The organism is Agromyces laixinhei, assembly GCF_006337065.1.
Lineage (GTDB): Bacteria > Actinomycetota > Actinomycetes > Actinomycetales > Microbacteriaceae > Agromyces > Agromyces laixinhei.
Genome location: NZ_CP040872.1, coordinates 478,094 through 493,921, shown reverse-complemented (window position 1 = coordinate 493,921; position 15,828 = coordinate 478,094). Strand labels below are relative to the sequence as shown.

15 protein-coding genes are annotated in these 15,828 nt (G+C 68.2%); 3 read left to right on the top strand and 12 right to left on the bottom strand.

Annotation, left to right across the window (positions count from 1 at the left end; genetic code table 11):
* The first annotated feature begins 91 nt into the window (after nucleotides 1–91).
* Both FHG54_RS02345 and FHG54_RS17025 read left to right on the top strand, forming a co-directional pair.
* Nucleotides 92–733: a DedA family protein gene (locus tag FHG54_RS02345; protein WP_139415765.1), complete on the top strand. Its 642-nt coding sequence runs from the start codon at nucleotides 92–94 to the stop codon at nucleotides 731–733.
* A complete protein-coding gene (locus tag FHG54_RS17025; protein ID WP_139415763.1) occupies nucleotides 730–2,520 on the top strand; it encodes a response regulator in 1,791 nt (596 codons plus the stop codon). Before FHG54_RS02345 ends, FHG54_RS17025 begins: the two co-directional genes overlap by 4 nt.
* Before the next feature lie 80 nt (nucleotides 2,521–2,600).
* Here FHG54_RS17025 and FHG54_RS02335 read toward each other — a convergent pair whose 3' ends face one another.
* Nucleotides 2,601–3,908, bottom strand: coding sequence for a serine hydrolase domain-containing protein (locus FHG54_RS02335; RefSeq protein ID WP_168197073.1), 1,308 nt, complete (start codon nucleotides 3,906–3,908; stop codon nucleotides 2,601–2,603).
* 94 nt (nucleotides 3,909–4,002) lie between these two features.
* Complete coding sequence (locus FHG54_RS02330) at nucleotides 4,003–5,328, bottom strand: ATP-dependent DNA helicase (protein WP_139415760.1); 1,326 nt, start codon at nucleotides 5,326–5,328, stop codon at nucleotides 4,003–4,005.
* Nucleotides 5,329–5,429: 101 nt separating this feature from the next.
* On the opposite strand from FHG54_RS02330, the gene FHG54_RS02325 reads away from it, so the two are divergent.
* Nucleotides 5,430–6,476 (top strand): hypothetical protein, encoded by a 1,047-nt coding sequence (locus FHG54_RS02325; RefSeq protein ID WP_139415759.1) that lies wholly within the window; start codon nucleotides 5,430–5,432, stop codon nucleotides 6,474–6,476.
* A gap of 3 nt (nucleotides 6,477–6,479) precedes the next feature.
* Here FHG54_RS02325 and FHG54_RS02320 read toward each other — a convergent pair whose 3' ends face one another.
* From FHG54_RS02320 to FHG54_RS02275, 10 genes are all read right to left on the bottom strand, one after another.
* Nucleotides 6,480–8,450 (bottom strand): bifunctional copper resistance protein CopD/cytochrome c oxidase assembly protein, encoded by a 1,971-nt coding sequence (locus FHG54_RS02320; RefSeq protein WP_210415458.1) that lies wholly within the window; start codon nucleotides 8,448–8,450, stop codon nucleotides 6,480–6,482.
* 222 nt (nucleotides 8,451–8,672) lie between these two features.
* Nucleotides 8,673–8,960, bottom strand: a complete 288-nt coding sequence (locus FHG54_RS02315) for an HU family DNA-binding protein (RefSeq protein WP_139415757.1) — start codon at nucleotides 8,958–8,960, stop codon at nucleotides 8,673–8,675.
* 291 nt (nucleotides 8,961–9,251) lie between these two features.
* Complete coding sequence (gene rpsN / locus FHG54_RS02310) at nucleotides 9,252–9,557, bottom strand: 30S ribosomal protein S14 (protein ID WP_056654699.1); 306 nt, start codon at nucleotides 9,555–9,557, stop codon at nucleotides 9,252–9,254.
* A 3-nt stretch (nucleotides 9,558–9,560) separates the two neighbouring features.
* Nucleotides 9,561–9,728: a 50S ribosomal protein L33 gene (gene rpmG, locus FHG54_RS02305; RefSeq protein WP_022892462.1), complete on the bottom strand. Its 168-nt coding sequence runs from the start codon at nucleotides 9,726–9,728 to the stop codon at nucleotides 9,561–9,563.
* On the bottom strand, nucleotides 9,728–9,964 hold the full coding sequence (gene rpmB / locus FHG54_RS02300; RefSeq protein ID WP_139415755.1) for a 50S ribosomal protein L28: 237 nt from the start codon (nucleotides 9,962–9,964) through the stop codon (nucleotides 9,728–9,730). Before rpmB ends, rpmG begins: the two co-directional genes overlap by 1 nt.
* A 221-nt stretch (nucleotides 9,965–10,185) precedes the next feature.
* Nucleotides 10,186–10,836, bottom strand: a complete 651-nt coding sequence (locus FHG54_RS02295; protein ID WP_139415753.1) for a hypothetical protein — start codon at nucleotides 10,834–10,836, stop codon at nucleotides 10,186–10,188.
* Nucleotides 10,837–10,847: 11 nt separating this feature from the next.
* On the bottom strand, nucleotides 10,848–12,218 hold the full coding sequence (gene gad / locus FHG54_RS02290; RefSeq protein ID WP_139415752.1) for a glutamate decarboxylase: 1,371 nt from the start codon (nucleotides 12,216–12,218) through the stop codon (nucleotides 10,848–10,850).
* A 217-nt stretch (nucleotides 12,219–12,435) separates the two neighbouring features.
* A complete protein-coding gene (locus FHG54_RS02285; RefSeq protein WP_157006566.1) occupies nucleotides 12,436–13,332 on the bottom strand; it encodes a glycine betaine ABC transporter substrate-binding protein in 897 nt (298 codons plus the stop codon).
* A gap of 64 nt (nucleotides 13,333–13,396) precedes the next feature.
* Complete coding sequence (locus FHG54_RS02280) at nucleotides 13,397–14,344, bottom strand: ABC transporter permease (RefSeq protein WP_139415748.1); 948 nt, start codon at nucleotides 14,342–14,344, stop codon at nucleotides 13,397–13,399.
* Entirely contained in the window at nucleotides 14,341–15,717 is a 1,377-nt protein-coding gene (locus FHG54_RS02275) for a quaternary amine ABC transporter ATP-binding protein (protein WP_139415746.1), read from the bottom strand. Before FHG54_RS02275 ends, FHG54_RS02280 begins: the two co-directional genes overlap by 4 nt.
* Nucleotides 15,718–15,828 lie beyond the last annotated feature (111 nt).

Sequence of the window (15,828 nt, the reverse complement as noted above, 5' to 3'; positions counted from 1 at the left end):
ATGACTCCGGCTCAAGCGATGTGGTTTTCCGCACCCGCTGCGACGGCTGCCCCCACTGACGCAGCGCTGTTCGTTTCATACGTTCGATGGCATGCAGAACGACGCTGAGAACCTGAACGCGATCGCCCAGTGGGCGGTCTCCCTGATGGAGTCGCTGGGAGCTCCCGGGGCCGGGCTGGCGATCGCCGCAGAGAATCTGTTCCCGCCCCTGCCCAGTGAGATCATCCTGCCGCTGGCCGGATTCACGGCCAGCAGGGGAACCTTCGGCATCGTCGAAGTGCTGTTGTGGACGACGCTCGGCTCGGTGGTGGGTGCCCTGATCCTCTACGGGCTCGGCGCGTGGCTCGGCCGCGAACGGCTGCGGCGCATCGTGGAGCGCGTTCCACTGGTGAAGGTCTCCGACGTCGACCGGGCCGAGGAATGGTTCTCGCGACACGGCGCCAAGGCGGTGTTCTTCGGCCGGATGATCCCGCTGTTCCGCAGCCTCATCTCGATCCCGGCGGGAATCGAGCGAATGCCGCTGGGGCGGTTCACGCTGCTGACGACGGCCGGCAGCGCGATCTGGAACTCGATCTTCGTTCTCGCGGGGTATCTCCTCGGCGAGAACTGGGCCGCGGTCGAACAGTACGCCGACGTCTTCCAGCTCCTCGTGATCGCAGCGGTGGCGGGCGGAGTCACCGTGTTCGTGGTACTCCGACTGCGTCAGCGGGCAGGTGGGAAGATGGCCTCATGAGCGTCAGCGGTGTCACGGTCGGCGGCGGCCACGGCACCGCCTTCGCCGTGCGCCGTGCCGGTCGAGCGCTGCTCGCATCGGTGGCGGGCGCCCTCCTGGTGCCGGCGCTCCTGATCGCCATCGTCGCCGCGCCCGTCTCCACGGCGCCCGCCCGAACGACGGCCGGGTGGGTGGCGCGACGACTGGCCTGGGCGGATGGCGAGCGCCGAGAAGAGCGCCCCACGGGCGGGCGCCTGATCAGGCTGCTCGGAGTCGAGGCGATCCTCGGTTCGCTTGCCGGGTGCGTCTACGTGTTGATCGCGATGGGGCTCGTCGTCACCGCCGACCTGCTCCTGAGCGCCGCGACCGGGCGACCCGTCGCCGTCTTCGACGCCGAGCCGGGGGCCGTCACCTGGGCGACGGTCGCCTACTTCGTGCTTCCAGGGATCGTGCTGCTGTTCCTCGCTGTCTCGGGTCTCGCGGGAGTTGCGTGGCTCGACCGTCGAACCTGGGCCGCATCGACACGGCCGAGCGCCGGAGAACTCGCTCGCGAGGTCTCCCGACTGCACACCACTCTCGATGATGTGGTCTCGGCGGTCGATGCCGAGCGCCGCCGCATCGAGCGCGACATCCACGACGGCGTTCAGCAGCGCGTCGTGGCGCTGTCCATCCTTCTGGCACGGGCCGAGCGCACATCGAATGCAGCAGAACGACGTGAGCTGCACCGGGATGCCCGATCCCAGACACAGCAGATTCTCGACGAGCTCAGAAGCGTCGCCTGGCACACGTTTCCGGCCATGCTCGCGAGGGACGGCCTCCCGGCCGCGCTCGAAGCGCTCCGCGACCGCACGATCATGCCGATCCGTCTTCACGTCGACGCTGCCGACGTCACCGACCGCGCTGCAGGAGCCGCCGCGTACTTCGTCGCGAGCGAGGCAGTGACCAACACCATCAAGCACGCAGACGCGTCGCGGATCGATATCGAGGTCGCGCGCGCGGGCGCCGACCTCATCCTCTCCGTCCGAGACGACGGCAAGGGCGGAGCCGATCCCGCCGGCGCCGGGCTGTCGGGCATCGGCTCCCGAGTCGCAGCGCACGGCGGACGGCTTCGAGTCGAAAGCCCCCGCCGGGGGCCCGACGGTCGTCACGGCGGTGATCCCATGCGGATAGCCCTCGCCGAAGACTCCACGCTGCTGCGGGAAGGCATCGCGCAGCTCCTCGCCGCCGAGGGCCACACCGTCACGCATTCCGTCGGCAACGCCGACCACCTCCTCCGGGCGGTCGCTTCAGACCCGCCCGAGTTGGTGATCGTCGATGTGCGCATGCCACCGGACTTCGTCGACGAGGGCATTCACGCCGCACTTCGTCTCCGTCTCGAATGGCCGGATGTCGCGGTCGTCGTGCTCTCGCAGTACGTGGAACGCCGCCACGCCAGCGAACTCCTCGACGGTCGTGGCGGCGTCGGCTATCTGCTCAAGGACCGCGTCTCGGACATCGGCGGCTTCCTCGACGCACTCAACCGTGTCCGTGCCGGCGGAACCGCGTTCGATCCCGAAGTCATCCGCCAGCTCATCACCGCCAGGAGCGCGCCGGACAGCCGGCTCGCCGGCATCTCCGAACGCGAGCGATCGGTGCTCGAGCTCATGGCCCAGGGCCACAGCAACGCGTCCATGGCCACGCAGCTCTACGTCAGTCAGAGCGGCATCGAGAAGCACATCAACGCCATCTTCACCAAGCTGCAGATAGAGCCGGGCACGACGTACAACCGCCGCGTCCTCGCCGTCCTCGCCTACCTCGACGGGACATGAATCGACAGGGCTTCGACGACGCCGCCGAAGAGCAACTCGAAGTCGGAGGCCGCTCGTCGTCAGTCGGCGGCCGCTCGTCGTCAGCCGGCGGGCGCGGGTTCGGCCGCGGCGGCCGGCGCCGGGCACTTCGCGAGCTCGCGCATCTTGGTCGTCGACTGTTCGAACGACCACGGCAGCTCGACGGTCGGCTGCTCGTGCCCCCCGGCCGCGTCCGCCTTCGACGCGAGTGAGGCGAGGGCGAAGGCCACCTCCCGCACGAAGTCGTCGCCCGAGGTCGAGTTGTTGAGCACGACGACGACGGTGAGTCCGGTGTCCGGATCGGTGAAGGCCGCCGTCAGTGCTCCGGTCGACTCGCCGGCGAGTCCGCGCATCGGGCCGAACTCGGCACCGCCGAGCCCCCGGTTCTGCCAGGTGGGAGTGTCACCGCCGAGTGGAACCGGAGTCCACTGCGTGCGGGCGGTGCCCTCGTCGAGCAGGGCGCCCGTCGCGAAGGCGATGCCGAGCCGGCGGGTGTCCTCGAGGGTCGAGACCGCCCCCGCTGCAGCGCCCCCCATCGAGCTCGACTGCGACGAGACGTCACGGATCACCGCGCAGTCGGGCGTGCCATCCGGTGCGAGCGTCGCCGAGTACGCGCCCAGACCGGCATCGAGCTCGGTGTCGGTCGGCGACGGGAGCACGGTGTCTTCGATGCCGAGCGGCTCGAAGACGTACTGGTCGGCGAGGTCGTTCCATGATCGGCCGGTGACGCGCTCGAGCGCCATCGAGAGCAGCAGCACACCAGTGCGTGATTGCGCCCAGTGTTCGCCGGGAACTCCGGTGCGAGGCGATGCGAGACCGCTCGCGAGCAGCTCGCTGGCCGGCCACACGCGCTCGGGGTTCGAGACGAAGTGGCTGCGCAGCTCGGGGTAGTAGTCGGCGATGCCCGAGGTGTGCGCGCACAACTGCCCGAGCGTGATGCCGTCGAGACCCGGCACCCAGTCGACGATCTCCGCGACCGAGTCGTCGAGCTGCACGCGGCCCTCGTCGACCAGACGCAGCAGCACGGTGCAGGTCACCTCGGTCGTGAGCGTGCCCATGCGGAACTCGGTGTCGGTGGTGAGCGGCGCCGGGCTCTCGCTGAAGTCGGCCACGCCCGAGGCCCCGGTCCACTCCCCCGACCACGGCGACCAGACACCCGCGATGCCGCCGCTCGATCCGCTGAGCACCACGGCCTCGTCGAGCACCGCCTGAAGCCCGGCGGTCAGGTCGTCGTCGAAGGCTGTTTCGACGGGGTCGAGTGCGGCCAGCGGGTCGACGGCACCCCCGGTGCATCCGGAAAGCCCGAATGCCCCGATGAGTAGGACGGCGAGGAGTCCTCGCCGCCGTGCGCCCCTGTTGCGGCCAGCCACCGAGCCCCCCATCAGCCGTGTGTCGTCCGGTGAAAGTGTAACCCGCCAAGACGGGCGCGCCGGCACGGGCGGGCCGATGACGTCGGATGCACGGTCATGCCTGCGGTGCCGTGACTTCGCGGCCGGCACCCGGCTCGCGCTCGGCACCCGACATGAAGCGCTCGACGTTGCGATCGACGATGATGTCGCTCGGCCGCAGCGGGCGCGCGAGGTAGAGGCCCTCGAGCGAGGTGAGGCGGCTCAGCGCGACGTAGGTCTGACCGGGACTGAACACCCGTTGGCCGAGATCGACGATCGCGGCGTCGTAGCTCGCTCCCTGCGACTTGTGGATCGTCACCGCCCATGCCAGTTTCAGCGGAAACTGCGTGAACTCGGCGACGATCTGCTTCTCGAGCTTCTTGCGCGTCGGATCCCACGTGTACTTGTACTTCTCCCAGGTGACCTGGTCGACCTCGTGCTCCTCGCCGTCGACGTCGACGCGAACCGCCCGGTCGAGGGAGGTGACCGTGCCGATCGTGCCGTTCACCCAACGCTGCCCCTCTGGCCCGATCGCGGTGTCGTTGCGCAGGAACATCACCTGCGCGCCGACCTTCAGCTCGAGGTTCTCGTCGGCGGGGAACGCGCGTCCGCCGAAATCGCCGTTCACCTCTGCCTCGTTGCCCTGCGACTGCCCCGGCAGTCGGTGCAGTTGCGTGCGATTGATGCGATTGACGGCGTCGTTGCGGGTCGCGAGCGTGATCGCGCCGTGCTCGGGCAACGGCCGCCGCGCGCCGACGCTGTTGAGCACCCCGGCGATCTCGGCCGTCACCATCCCGTGCCGCACGGCGTTCAGCATGTGCTTGAACTCGTCGTCATGCTGTCGGTGGATCTCGCCGAGCTCGAAGATGCGCAGGTCGGCCTCGCGCCACACCTTCGCGTCGAAGAACCACATCGAGTCGTAGGTGTCGGCGAAGTAGGCGCGCTCGTCGGCATCGCCCGGCACGGGCGCGAGCTGGTACGGGTCGCCGAACAACACGACCTGGGCACCGCCGAACGGTTCGAGCGGCCGCTGCCTGGCCTGACGGAGCGAGCGGTCCATCGCGTCCATCAGATCGGCGTTCACCATCGACACCTCGTCGATCACGAGGGTCTCCATCGCGTTCAGGATCTTGCGCACCGTGTCGTTCTGCTCGATGTCATGGTCGGCGATGACGCCGATCGGCAGGCGGAACAGCGAGTGGATGGTCTGGCCGCTGACGTTCAGCGCGGCGACGCCGGTCGGCGCGCAGATCACGATCTGCTTCTGCGTGTTCCAGTTCAGGTGGTTCAGCAGGGTCGACTTGCCGGTTCCGGCGCGACCGGTCACGAAGACATGCTCGCGCGTGCCCTCGATCGCCTGGAACACCGCGGCCTGTTCACGGCTGAGGGTCACGTTCTGCACGGGCGCGCTTTCGTTTCGACGAACGGATGCCGCGCACGGGTGCGGGCACGGCGCTCCCACTGTAACCGGCCCGCCTCCAACCGCCCCTTACACTGGAGCGGGTGAGGAGTTCCAGGGGGCGCGGCGGTCAGATCTCGCTGTTGTCACTCGCCGCCTGGCTCGCGCTGGCGGTGCTGCTCGCGGGCGCCTTCCTCGCAGCGCTCGGCGCACTGAACCAGACGATCTACGGCTCGTCGAGCTTCGTCGAGCGCTACCTCTCGGCCATCGCGAACGACGACATCGCCGAGGCATCCACGACCCCCGGTGTCGCCCTCGACGAGGCGGAGCTCGCCGAGCTCGGCCTGCCCGCAGACGTGTCGACCGCGATGCTCCGCACCGGCGTCGTCGAATCAGGCCCCGAAGACGTGCGCATCATGAGCGACGTCGCGCAGTCCGACGGTTCGCACACCGTCACCGCCAGTTACCGACTCGCCGAGGCGATCGTCGAGTCCTCGTTCGACGTGCGGCCGATCGAATCGCTCTACGGCGTGCTGAACCGCTGGGAGTTCGCGGTCAGCCCGCTCGCCGTGATCGACGTCACGGCCGCACACAACCCGACGTTCACGGTGGGCACGCTCACCCTCGACTCCAGGGCCACGAAGTCGGGCGACGAACTCGCGGCGTTCACCCAGGTCACCCCGTACCTCGCGATCGCGCCGGCGGTCTACGAGTTCTCGTACTCCTCGGTGCTGCTCGAAGCCGTGCCGGTGCCCGTGCAGGCCGGTGCCTCGGCACGCACCCCGGTCACCGTCGATGCGCAACCGACCGCAGCATTCGTCGACCGCGTGCAGGTCCAGGTCGACGACTTCCTCACCCAATGCGCCGCACAGGCCGTGCTGCTGCCCGCCCAGTGCCCCTTCGGCGTGCAGATCGACGACCGCGTCGCGAGCGAGCCGGTCTGGAGCATCGTCAGCATGCCCCAGGTCACCCTGACACCCGGCGAGTCGTCATTCGACATGCCGCCGACCGAGGGCATCGCCCACATCTCGGTCAAGGTGCAGTCGCTCTTCGACGGGCACCACTACACGTTCGAAGAGGACCGCCCCTTCACCGTCGCCCTCGCCGCCACGATCACGCCCGACGGCAACATAGCCATCCAGCTGAAGTGACCCCTACGACCGGTCGCGATCCGCGATCGCGGCGAGCTGCGCGTTGTACGCCTCGAGCTCGGCGTCCCCGGTGCGATCGGCGTGCCGGTCGCGGCGCTTCGACTCCTTCTCGTCGCTTCGCGCCCACTGCACGGCGACCGTGATCGCGAGCGCCACGGTCGGGATCTCGCCGATCGACCATGCGATGCCGCCGCCGAGTTGCTGGTCGGTGAGCGCGTCGGTGCCCCATCCCATCGCGCCGTACCAGTCCGCGAGCAGCAGGCTCGTGCTCGACATGATCGTGAGTCCGAAGAACGCGTGGAACGCCATGGTGCCGAGCAGCAGCAGCAGCCGGAACGGGTACGGCAGGCGGTACGGCACCGGGTCGATGCCGATCAGCGACTGCACGAAGAGGTAGCCCGTGATGATGAAGTGCACGATCATCCACTCGTGCCCGATGTGGTCGAGCATCGTCCAGCGGAAGAGCGGCGAGTAGTAGAACACCCACAGCGAGCCGACGAAGAGCGCCGCGGCGACGAGCGGGTTCGCGATGATCGACGCGAACTTCGAGTGCACGGCGAGCAGGATCCACTCACGGCCGCCGCGGCTGCCGTCTTTGCGCGCACGGATGGCGCGGGCCGCGAGCGTGACCGGCGCGCCGGGCACGAGCAGCACGGGTACGGCCATCGTGAGCACCATGTGCGCGAGCATGTGAGCCGAGAAGAGGTACTGCTCGTAGACGTTGACGCCGCCGTTGGTGATGTAGACGAGCAGCAGCAGGCCCGAGACCCACAGCACGGTGCGGTAGACGGGCCAGCGGTCGCCGCGCTTGCGGAGCCGGTACACCCCCGCGAGGTAGAAGAAGATGCCGAAGCCGCACGCGAGCAGCCAGATGAGGTCGGGGCGCCACTCGGTGAAGAAGCGCGTCCACTCCGGCCACGGCGGCAGCGGCTCACCGGTGAGTATCTCGGCTGGCGTGCGCGCGAGCGAACCCGCCTCCTCTTCCGAGACCGGGGTGGCGGTACGGGCAAGCGCCGCGGCGACCCCCGAGGCCAGCCCCATGAACGCGAGCTCTGCCACGACCAGCCACCAGAACGCGCCGTTGCCGGACCCGTCGCCCCGCGACATCCGCCCGATCAGGAACCGGCGCTGGGCCGCACCGAAGAGTCCGAGCGCGATGAGCGCCGTGACCTTCGCGGCGACGAGCCCGCCGTAGGGCGTGGCCAGTTGGTCCCACGTGCCGATGCGCAGGGCCGCGCTCGCGTACCCCGAGAGCGCGACGACGATGAAGCAGATGAGCGCGACCGTCGAGTACCGGGCGAGCACGACGGCCAGGCGCTTCGGCCCGAGTTCGCGTTTCAGCAGCACGATCGTCACGAGTCCGCCGAGCCACACCGACGCGAAGGCGACATGCAGACCGAGCGCGGAGACGGCGGCGGCGTGGCCGGCCGCGCCGGCGGCGTGCCCCTGCTGCGCGAGCGGCACGAGCGAGGCGACCGCGAGCACCGTGACGAAGACGAGGGCCGTGTGGTTGCGCACCGCGAAGCACAGCACCGTGACCGCTGCGGCGACGAGCGTCGTCGTGAGCCACGCCTGCCCGAGTTCGATCGTCGTGACGAACTGGCCGAGCTTCTGACCGAACTCGTCGCTCAGGTCGAACGGCACGCTCGTGACGAGCAGGAAGGTGAAGAGTCCGGTGGCCGCGCTCGCGACGGTCATCACGGCAGCGGATGCCGCGGCGACGTCGAGTGCCAGGTCGAACTCGCGTCGTTTCGGGCTGAGCGCCCAGACCGCGAGTGCGAGGGCGCCGATCATGCCCGCGGCGCCGAGGTTGACGAAGAGCTTCGCGATCGGAACGCCGTAGCGGGCGACAGGGCCCGGATCCTGGATCAGCTGTTCGGCCGCTCCCCCGCCGAAGGCGAGGCCGGCGAGCGTCGCGGCGATGGCGACGGCGATGAGTGCGGCGGGGCCGAGCACTCGCACGGAGCGGGGCACCGAACCAGCCTAGACGCCGACGCTCGAACCTCCGCCCGCCCCATTCCTCGTTTCTCAGGAACCCCCTCCCGGAAACGTGCCTTTCTCAGGAGGAAACCAGACATATCGTGCCGCCGAGCCGGAAAGTTCCTGAAAAGAGTGGGAGCGCGCGGGTGCGGGGGCGGGGCGGGAACGACGACGGGGCGCGCGGCTCACGCCGCACGCCCCGTCGTGAAGTCTCAGTTACTTCGCAGCAGCCTTGAGCTTCGAACCGGCCGAGACCTTGACCGAGTATCCGGCCGGGATCTGGAGCTCGGCACCCGTCTGCGGGTTGCGGCCGGTGCGCGCAGCACGGTGCGTGCGCTCGACGGCGAGCCAGCCCGGGATGGAGACCTTGGTGCCCGATCCCACGGACTCCGCGAGCGCCTCGAAGAGGCCGCCGAGAACGGCGTCGACGGTGGCCTGGCTCTGTCCGGTCGACGCAGCGACCTTCGCGACGAGCTCGGTCTTGTTGAGCGACTTGTCAGCCATTGAATGTCCTCCTCGGACCTTCGCTGTTCGGTACAGCAGTTGTGAGTTCTCGGGAACGATCGTTCAACCGCCCCCGTGGCCGATCAGGCCGCCTCGAATGTAACAGAATTCCGCGGAATCTCGCGGATTTCCGGCGGTTTCCGGCACCTTCTTCTCGGCGTGTCGCATCCGCTGGGAGCGAATTCACCCTTTCGAGCACCCCGATCGAACCGGCGCCGCTCGCGCGCAGACGCGAAAAGGGGCGCCCAGGAAACCCTGGACGCCCCTTTCGGTGAAGCGTGAGGCTGGCGCCTACCAGCTCGACTTCGTGATGCCGGGCAGCTCGCCACGGTGCGCCATGTCGCGGAAGCGGACACGCGAGACACCGAACTTGGTGAGCACGCCACGGGGGCGGCCGTCGATGGCGTCGCGCGAGCGCAGACGAACCGGCGACGCGTTGCGGGGAAGCTTCTGCAGGCCCTTGCGAGCGGCCTCACGGCTCTCGTCGGTGCCGTTGGGGTCGACGAGAGCCTTCTTCAGCTCGAGGCGCTTCGCGGCGTACCGCTCGACGATCACCTTGCGCTGCTCATTGCGCGCGATCTTGCTCTTCTTCGCCATGTCTTAGCGCTCCTCTCGGAAGTCGACGTGCTTGCGCACCACGGGGTCGTACTTCTTGAGCACGAGACGGTCGGGGTTGTTGCGGCGGTTCTTGCGGGTCACATAGGTGTACCCGGTGCCGGCGGTCGACCGAAGCTTGATGATCGGCCGGATGTCTTGCGCCTTCGCCATTAGAGCTTCACCCCACGTGCCTGCATGTCCTTGACCACTGCATCGATGCCACGAGCGTCGATCACCTTGATGCCCTTGGCGGACACGTTGATGGTGATGTTACGACGCAGCGACGGCACGAAATAGGTCTTCTTCTGCACGTTCGGGTCGAAGCGGCGCTTCGTCCGGCGGTGCGAGTGCGAGATGTTGTGTCCGAAGCCGGGAATGGCTCCGGTCACCTGGCACACTGCTGCCATTGGTTTCCTCCAATACCGAGGGGCGGATGCCCCTCCCAAGGTCTCTTGTCTGCTGACCTCCCGCACAGACGGCCGCGATTTCTCGCATGGAGAATCGGGCGCGGCTGGTGGGGAGTGTCGCGGCATGGGCAGTGGAAGTGCCCAGCCAACGAGTCAGCTTACCAGACGAGACGCAACAGCTGGAACCGAACCGGAACCGAGCGGATGCCGCGGGCGCGACGTCACCCGGCCGACGCGAGCGAATCGGGCGCTTCGTCGATCACACGCCGCGACAGCAGCGCCGCCACGAGGAAGCACAGAGCACCGATGAGCGTGCCCAGATTCGCCCAGAACGCGCTCACGAGCGAATCGGTCACGGGCACGACGTACGCGCCGATCGCCGAGGCGCCGAACGCGACCGAGCCGACGAGGTTCAACCACGTGCCGTGCCACGAGCGGGCATCCCGATCCCAGAGCTGACCCCGGTCCTTCGTCGCGACCACGGCGAACATGCTCGAGACGAGGAACGCTGCCGATCCCCATGCGTCCGGCCGCCAGCCGGCACCGAGCCGTTCGGGGTCGGCGATGGCCGCGGCGAGCGCCGCTGCAGTGCTGATGTTGAAGAGCAGTGTGCCGACGAACTGGATCGCTGCCGCCCACCAGTCCCAGCTGTCGGCCTGGTTCGTTCCCCGTTTCGGCACATGGCGCCCGCTGAGGCTCAGCTGGATGAAGGCGGCGAGCGTGAAGAAGATCGAGCCGGCGAAGAACGTGACGCCCACCACGACCGGTCCCGCCCACTCGGCGTAGAACGGGAACGCGCCCACGAGGAAGCACGTCGAACCGACCGCGAAGCCCCAGGCCTCGCGGCGCAGTCGCACGCGCCGCGCGCTCACGAGACTCCCGCTCAGTGGTGGAACCCGGACTTCTGCGCCTCGACCGGCATGGGTGACGAGAGCGCATCGAGCCACGCCGTCTCGACCCTGATGTCTTCGAGCAGTTCGTCGGCGAGGTCGTGGCTGAGGCCGTTGCGCACCACGATGCGCTGCACCGTGAGGTCGTTCATGTTGTCGGGCATCGGGTAGGCGGGCACGAGCCAGCCCTTCATGCGCAGCCGGTCCGACAGGTGGTAGAGGTTCCACTTGTCGGTGTGGCCCGCCTTCAACTGCCAGGCGAACACGGGAATGTCCGAGCCGTCATTCCAGAGGTCGAAGGCGCCGATCTCCGAGATGCCCTTCGCAAGGTACTTCGCGACATCCTGGCACTCCTGCTGAATGGCGGTGAAGCCTTCGCGCCCCAGGCGCAGGAACTGGTAGTACTGCAGCAGCACCGGGGCACCCGGGCGTGAGAAGTTCAGCGCGAGCGTCGGCATGTCGCCGCCGAGGTAGCTGACCCGGAAGATGAGCTCCTCGGGCAGTGCGTCGAGCGAGCGCCACACGACCCAGCCGACGCCCGGGTAGACCAGCCCGTACTTGTGGCCCGAGGTGCTGATGGAGTGCACGCGCTCGAGACGGAAGTCCCATTCGATCTCGGGCTGCAGGAACGGCGCGATCATGGCACCGGATGCCCCGTCGACATGGATCGGCACGTCGATCCCGGTCTTCGCCTGCACGGCGTCGAGCGCTGCGGCGATCTCCTTCACCGGCTCGTACATGCCCGTGTAGGTCACACCCATGATCGCGACCACGCCGATGGTGTTCTCGTCGACGTAGTGCTCGAGTCGGCTGCCGTCGAGACACGGATGCTCTTCACTGATCGGCACGAGGCGCATCTCCACCTCGAAGTAGTTGCAGAACTTCTCCCAGCAGACCTGCACGGCCGAGCTCATGACGAGGTTCGGCTTCTCAGTCGACTTGCCCGCGGCGCGACGGGCGATCTGCCATCGGCGCTTGAAGGCGAGTCCGCCGAGCATGCACGCCTCGGAGGAGCCGATCGTCGACGTGCCGATCGCGTTCGCGACATCGGGCGCGTTCCAGAGCGACGCGAGGATGCGCCAGCAGTTCTCTTCGACGGCGGCCGTGCGCGGGTACTCGTCCTTGTCGACCATGTTCTTGTCGTACGACCCGGCATAGAGGCGGTCGGCCTCGTCGCCCATCCAGGTCGCGACGAAGGTCGCGAGGTTCAGCCGGGCGTTGCCGTCGAGCATCGTCTCGTCGTGCACCATCTGGTACGCCGTCTTCGGGTCCATCTCGCCGTCGGGCATCGTGAACCGCGGGGCGACCGAACGCACCGCCGTCCTCGTGTACGTCGGGGCGAGCACACTCGGATCGTGAGCCATCTTCGGTCCCTCTCCTCAGTCCGGCACCGAGCCTGCACATCACGTAGACCCGCCGGATCACACCATTTGACCGTCGACCCTACGTCGCCGCGTCATGCCCCGGCATCACGCAGATGCAACGAAGAAGCACCGCCCGTATACGGCACAAGGCGGGTGACGGATGCCGCGGCATCCGTCACCCGCCTGTTCACGTCGCGGTGACGTACTACGTGTCGTCTTACTTCGTGAGCGAGTCCACGTACTCCTGGTTGTCGGCGATCCACTGCTCGACGACGGGGCCGTAGTCGTCGCCCTCGTAGTCGATGAACATGGCCGTCTCGAGCGAGTAGAGCGTCTCGGTGTCCATCTTGAAGCCCTCGAGCCACTCGGCGGCCTGGGGCGAGTTCTCGGCGAAGTCCTTGCTCGAGAAGACGTTGATGGTCTCGGTGCCGCCGAGCGCGCCCTCGGGGTCTTCGAGGTTCTTGACCGGGAACTGGCCGTAGGCGCGGTGCGGCTCCCAGAGCGTCACGACGACGTTCTCGCCGGCGTCGGTCGCCGCCTTGAGTTCGGCGAGCATCGCTGCGGTCGACGAGGTCAGGAACTCCATGCCCTCGAGGCCGTAGGTCGGGATGACCGAGTCCTCCATGGCCGCGGTGAGGCCTGCACCCGGCTCGATGCCGACGATGCGGTTGCCGAACAGGTCGGCGTTGTCGGCGAGCTCGGCGAGCGAGTCGATGGGGGCGTCCTCGTTCACGGCGACGGTGAGCTTGGACTCGTCGTTCCACGCGCCGAGTTCGACGATCTCGTCGCCGTACTCCTCGATGTAGCTCTCGTGGGTGTTGGGCAGCCACACGTCGGTGGTGAAGTCGTAGTCACCCGACGAGAGGCCCTCGAAGACGGGCGCGACGTCGGCGTTCTCGAGTTCGACCGTGTAGCCCTTCTCCTCGAGGATGGTCTTCCAGAGCCAGCTCGAGGCGATTCCCTCGTCCCAGCCGTTGAAGACTGCGATGGTGACGTCCATCTTCTCGCCGGTGTCGCCGCCGGTGTCGCCGGAGCTTCCTGCCGCGCAGCCGGACAGGCCCAGGAGGCCGACCGCTGCGATCGCCGCGATGGTGAGTTTGCTGTGGTTCTTCATTCGTTCCTCTCGTTGATCGATCGGGTTCCATGGGCACCGGTGCAGGCGCCCAAAGTGTGTGGGGTCAGATGCCGGTGCTCGGCGCGCGGCGCGGTCCGGCGCCGACGAGGTTCTTCTCCTCGTCGTTCGCCGCATCGCCGTCGACGGGCGCGCCGGTGGCGGCGCCGCGGTTCCGGCGACGGCGCGGCGAGCGGTTGCCGAGCGAAGCCGTGAGGCGGTCGAGGATGATCGCGAGGATCACCACGGCGAGGCCCGCCTCGAAGCCGAGCGCGATGTCGATGCGGTTCAGGCTCGCCACGACGTCGCCGCCGAGCCCGCCTGCGCCGACCATTCCGGCGATGACGACCATCGACAGGCCGAGCATGATGACCTGGTTGACTCCGGCCATGATGCTCGGCATCGCGAGCGGCAGCTGGATCTGGCGGAGAATGCGCGACGGCGACGAGCCGAACGCGGCTCCGGCTTCGACGACCTCCTTGTCGACACCGCGGATGCCGAGTTCGGTCAGGCGCACACCGGGCGCCATCGCGAAGATGATCGTCGCCACGATGCCGGGCACGACGCCGACGCGGAACAGGATGAGCGCCGGGATCAGGTAGACGAACGCCGGCATCGTCTGCATGAAGTCGAGGATGGGGCGGATGATCCTCGACGCGATGTCGGAGCGCGCGGCGAGGATGCCGAGCGGGATCGAGATCGCGACGGCGATGACGCTGGCGACCAGCACGAGCGCGAGCGTGTCCATCGCGTTCTCCCACTGGTCGACGCCGACGATGATGAGCAGTCCCACCAAGGTGCCGACCGCAAGCTTCCAGCCCTTCGCGAGGTAGCCGAGGCCGGCGATGACGATGATGATCGCCCAGAACGGCGGTGCGCCGAGTACGAAGTCGACGATGTCGTAGAGGCCGAGGAAGAGTGCACGGATGACATCGAAGAGTCCCGCGAGTGCGCCCGTCAGGAAGTCGATGAATACCTCGACCCATTCGCCGAGCGGAAGTCGGAAGTCGTTCATGCGCGGCTCCTTTCAGCCGTGGCGGCCGAGTCGGGATCGGCTTCGCCATCCCCCGGGGCGTCGCCAGCGGCATCCGCCGAAGCGTCGCCAGCGGCATCCCCCACCGTTGCCGTGCTGTGCAGCGTTGCAGTGATCACGTCGACCGGAATCCTCTGGTGCGTCTCGATGACGGCGTGCTCGCCGGTGTTCGACGAGACGTTGCCGAGGGCTGCGAGCAGCGTCACCCGGGGCACAGCGCCGAGAAGGCGCCCCTGGTCGTCGACGACCGCGAGCGGCATCTGGCTCTCGACCGAACTCTCGAAGAGCTCGGAGAGATGCTCCTCGGCGCGCACGACCGGGTGATCGTCGCTGATCGCCGGCTCGAGGGAACGCTCGCCGCGCTGCACGAGTCGCAGCACATCACGGTCGTGCGCGACGCCGAGCAGGCGCCGGGCGCTGCCGACGACGAACACCATCGAGGTCTGCAGGTCGCGCATCGAACGCAGCGCGGCACGTGGGCCGGCCGAAGCGTTCACGACGGCGCGCGGCGCCTCCATGACGTTGCCGGCCGTGAGCACGCGCGAACGGTCGACGTCTGCCACGAACTGGGCGACGTAGTCGTCGGCGGGGTCGGTGAGGATCTCCTCGGCGGTGCCGAGCTGCACGATGCGGCCGTCTCGCATGACAGCGATGCGGTCGCCGAGGAACATCGCCTCGTTGAGGTCGTGGGTGATGAAGACGATCGTCTTGCCGAGTTCCTGCTGCAGGTCGACGAGCTGCTCCTGCATCTCCTTGCGGATGAGCGGGTCGAGCGCCGAGAATGCCTCGTCCATGAGGAGGATGTCGGTGTCGGACGCGAGCGCACGGGCGAGGCCGACGCGCTGTTTCATGCCGCCCGAGAGCTCGTCGGGCATCTTGTCGCCCCAGCCGCCGAGACCGACCCGGTCGAGGATCCGCTCGGCGCGTTCACGCCGTTCAGCGGGCGCGACGCCCTGGATCTCGAGTCCGTATGCCGCGTTCTCGAGCACACTGCGGTGCGGGAGCAGCGCGAAGTGCTGGAAGACCATCGAGACGTGGCGCCGCCGTACCTCTCGGAGCCGCTTCGGCGTCATGCCGGTGATCGTCTCCCCCATCACCGTGACCGAGCCGTCGGTCGGTTCGAGCAGGCCGTTCAGGGTGCGGATGAGCGTCGACTTCCCCGATCCCGACAGCCCCATGACCACGAAGATCTCGCCGCTTCGCACGTCGAAGTCGGCGTCGATGACGGCGGCGGTGCCGAGCGCGGCGAGTTCGTCGCGGCTGGCGCCGTCACGCAGTCGGTCGAGCGCTTCGCGCGGCTTGCGGCCGAAGAACTTGGTGAGGTGGCGTACCTCGAGCGCGGGTGTTTCGGACATGGTCGGGCTCCCGGAGCGCACGCCTGAATCCGCGCACGAAAGAAGTACGCAGTCGGGAATCGGGCTGTGCTGACTCGTGGGTCACGGCCGGGTTCACGGCGATTCGGAAGT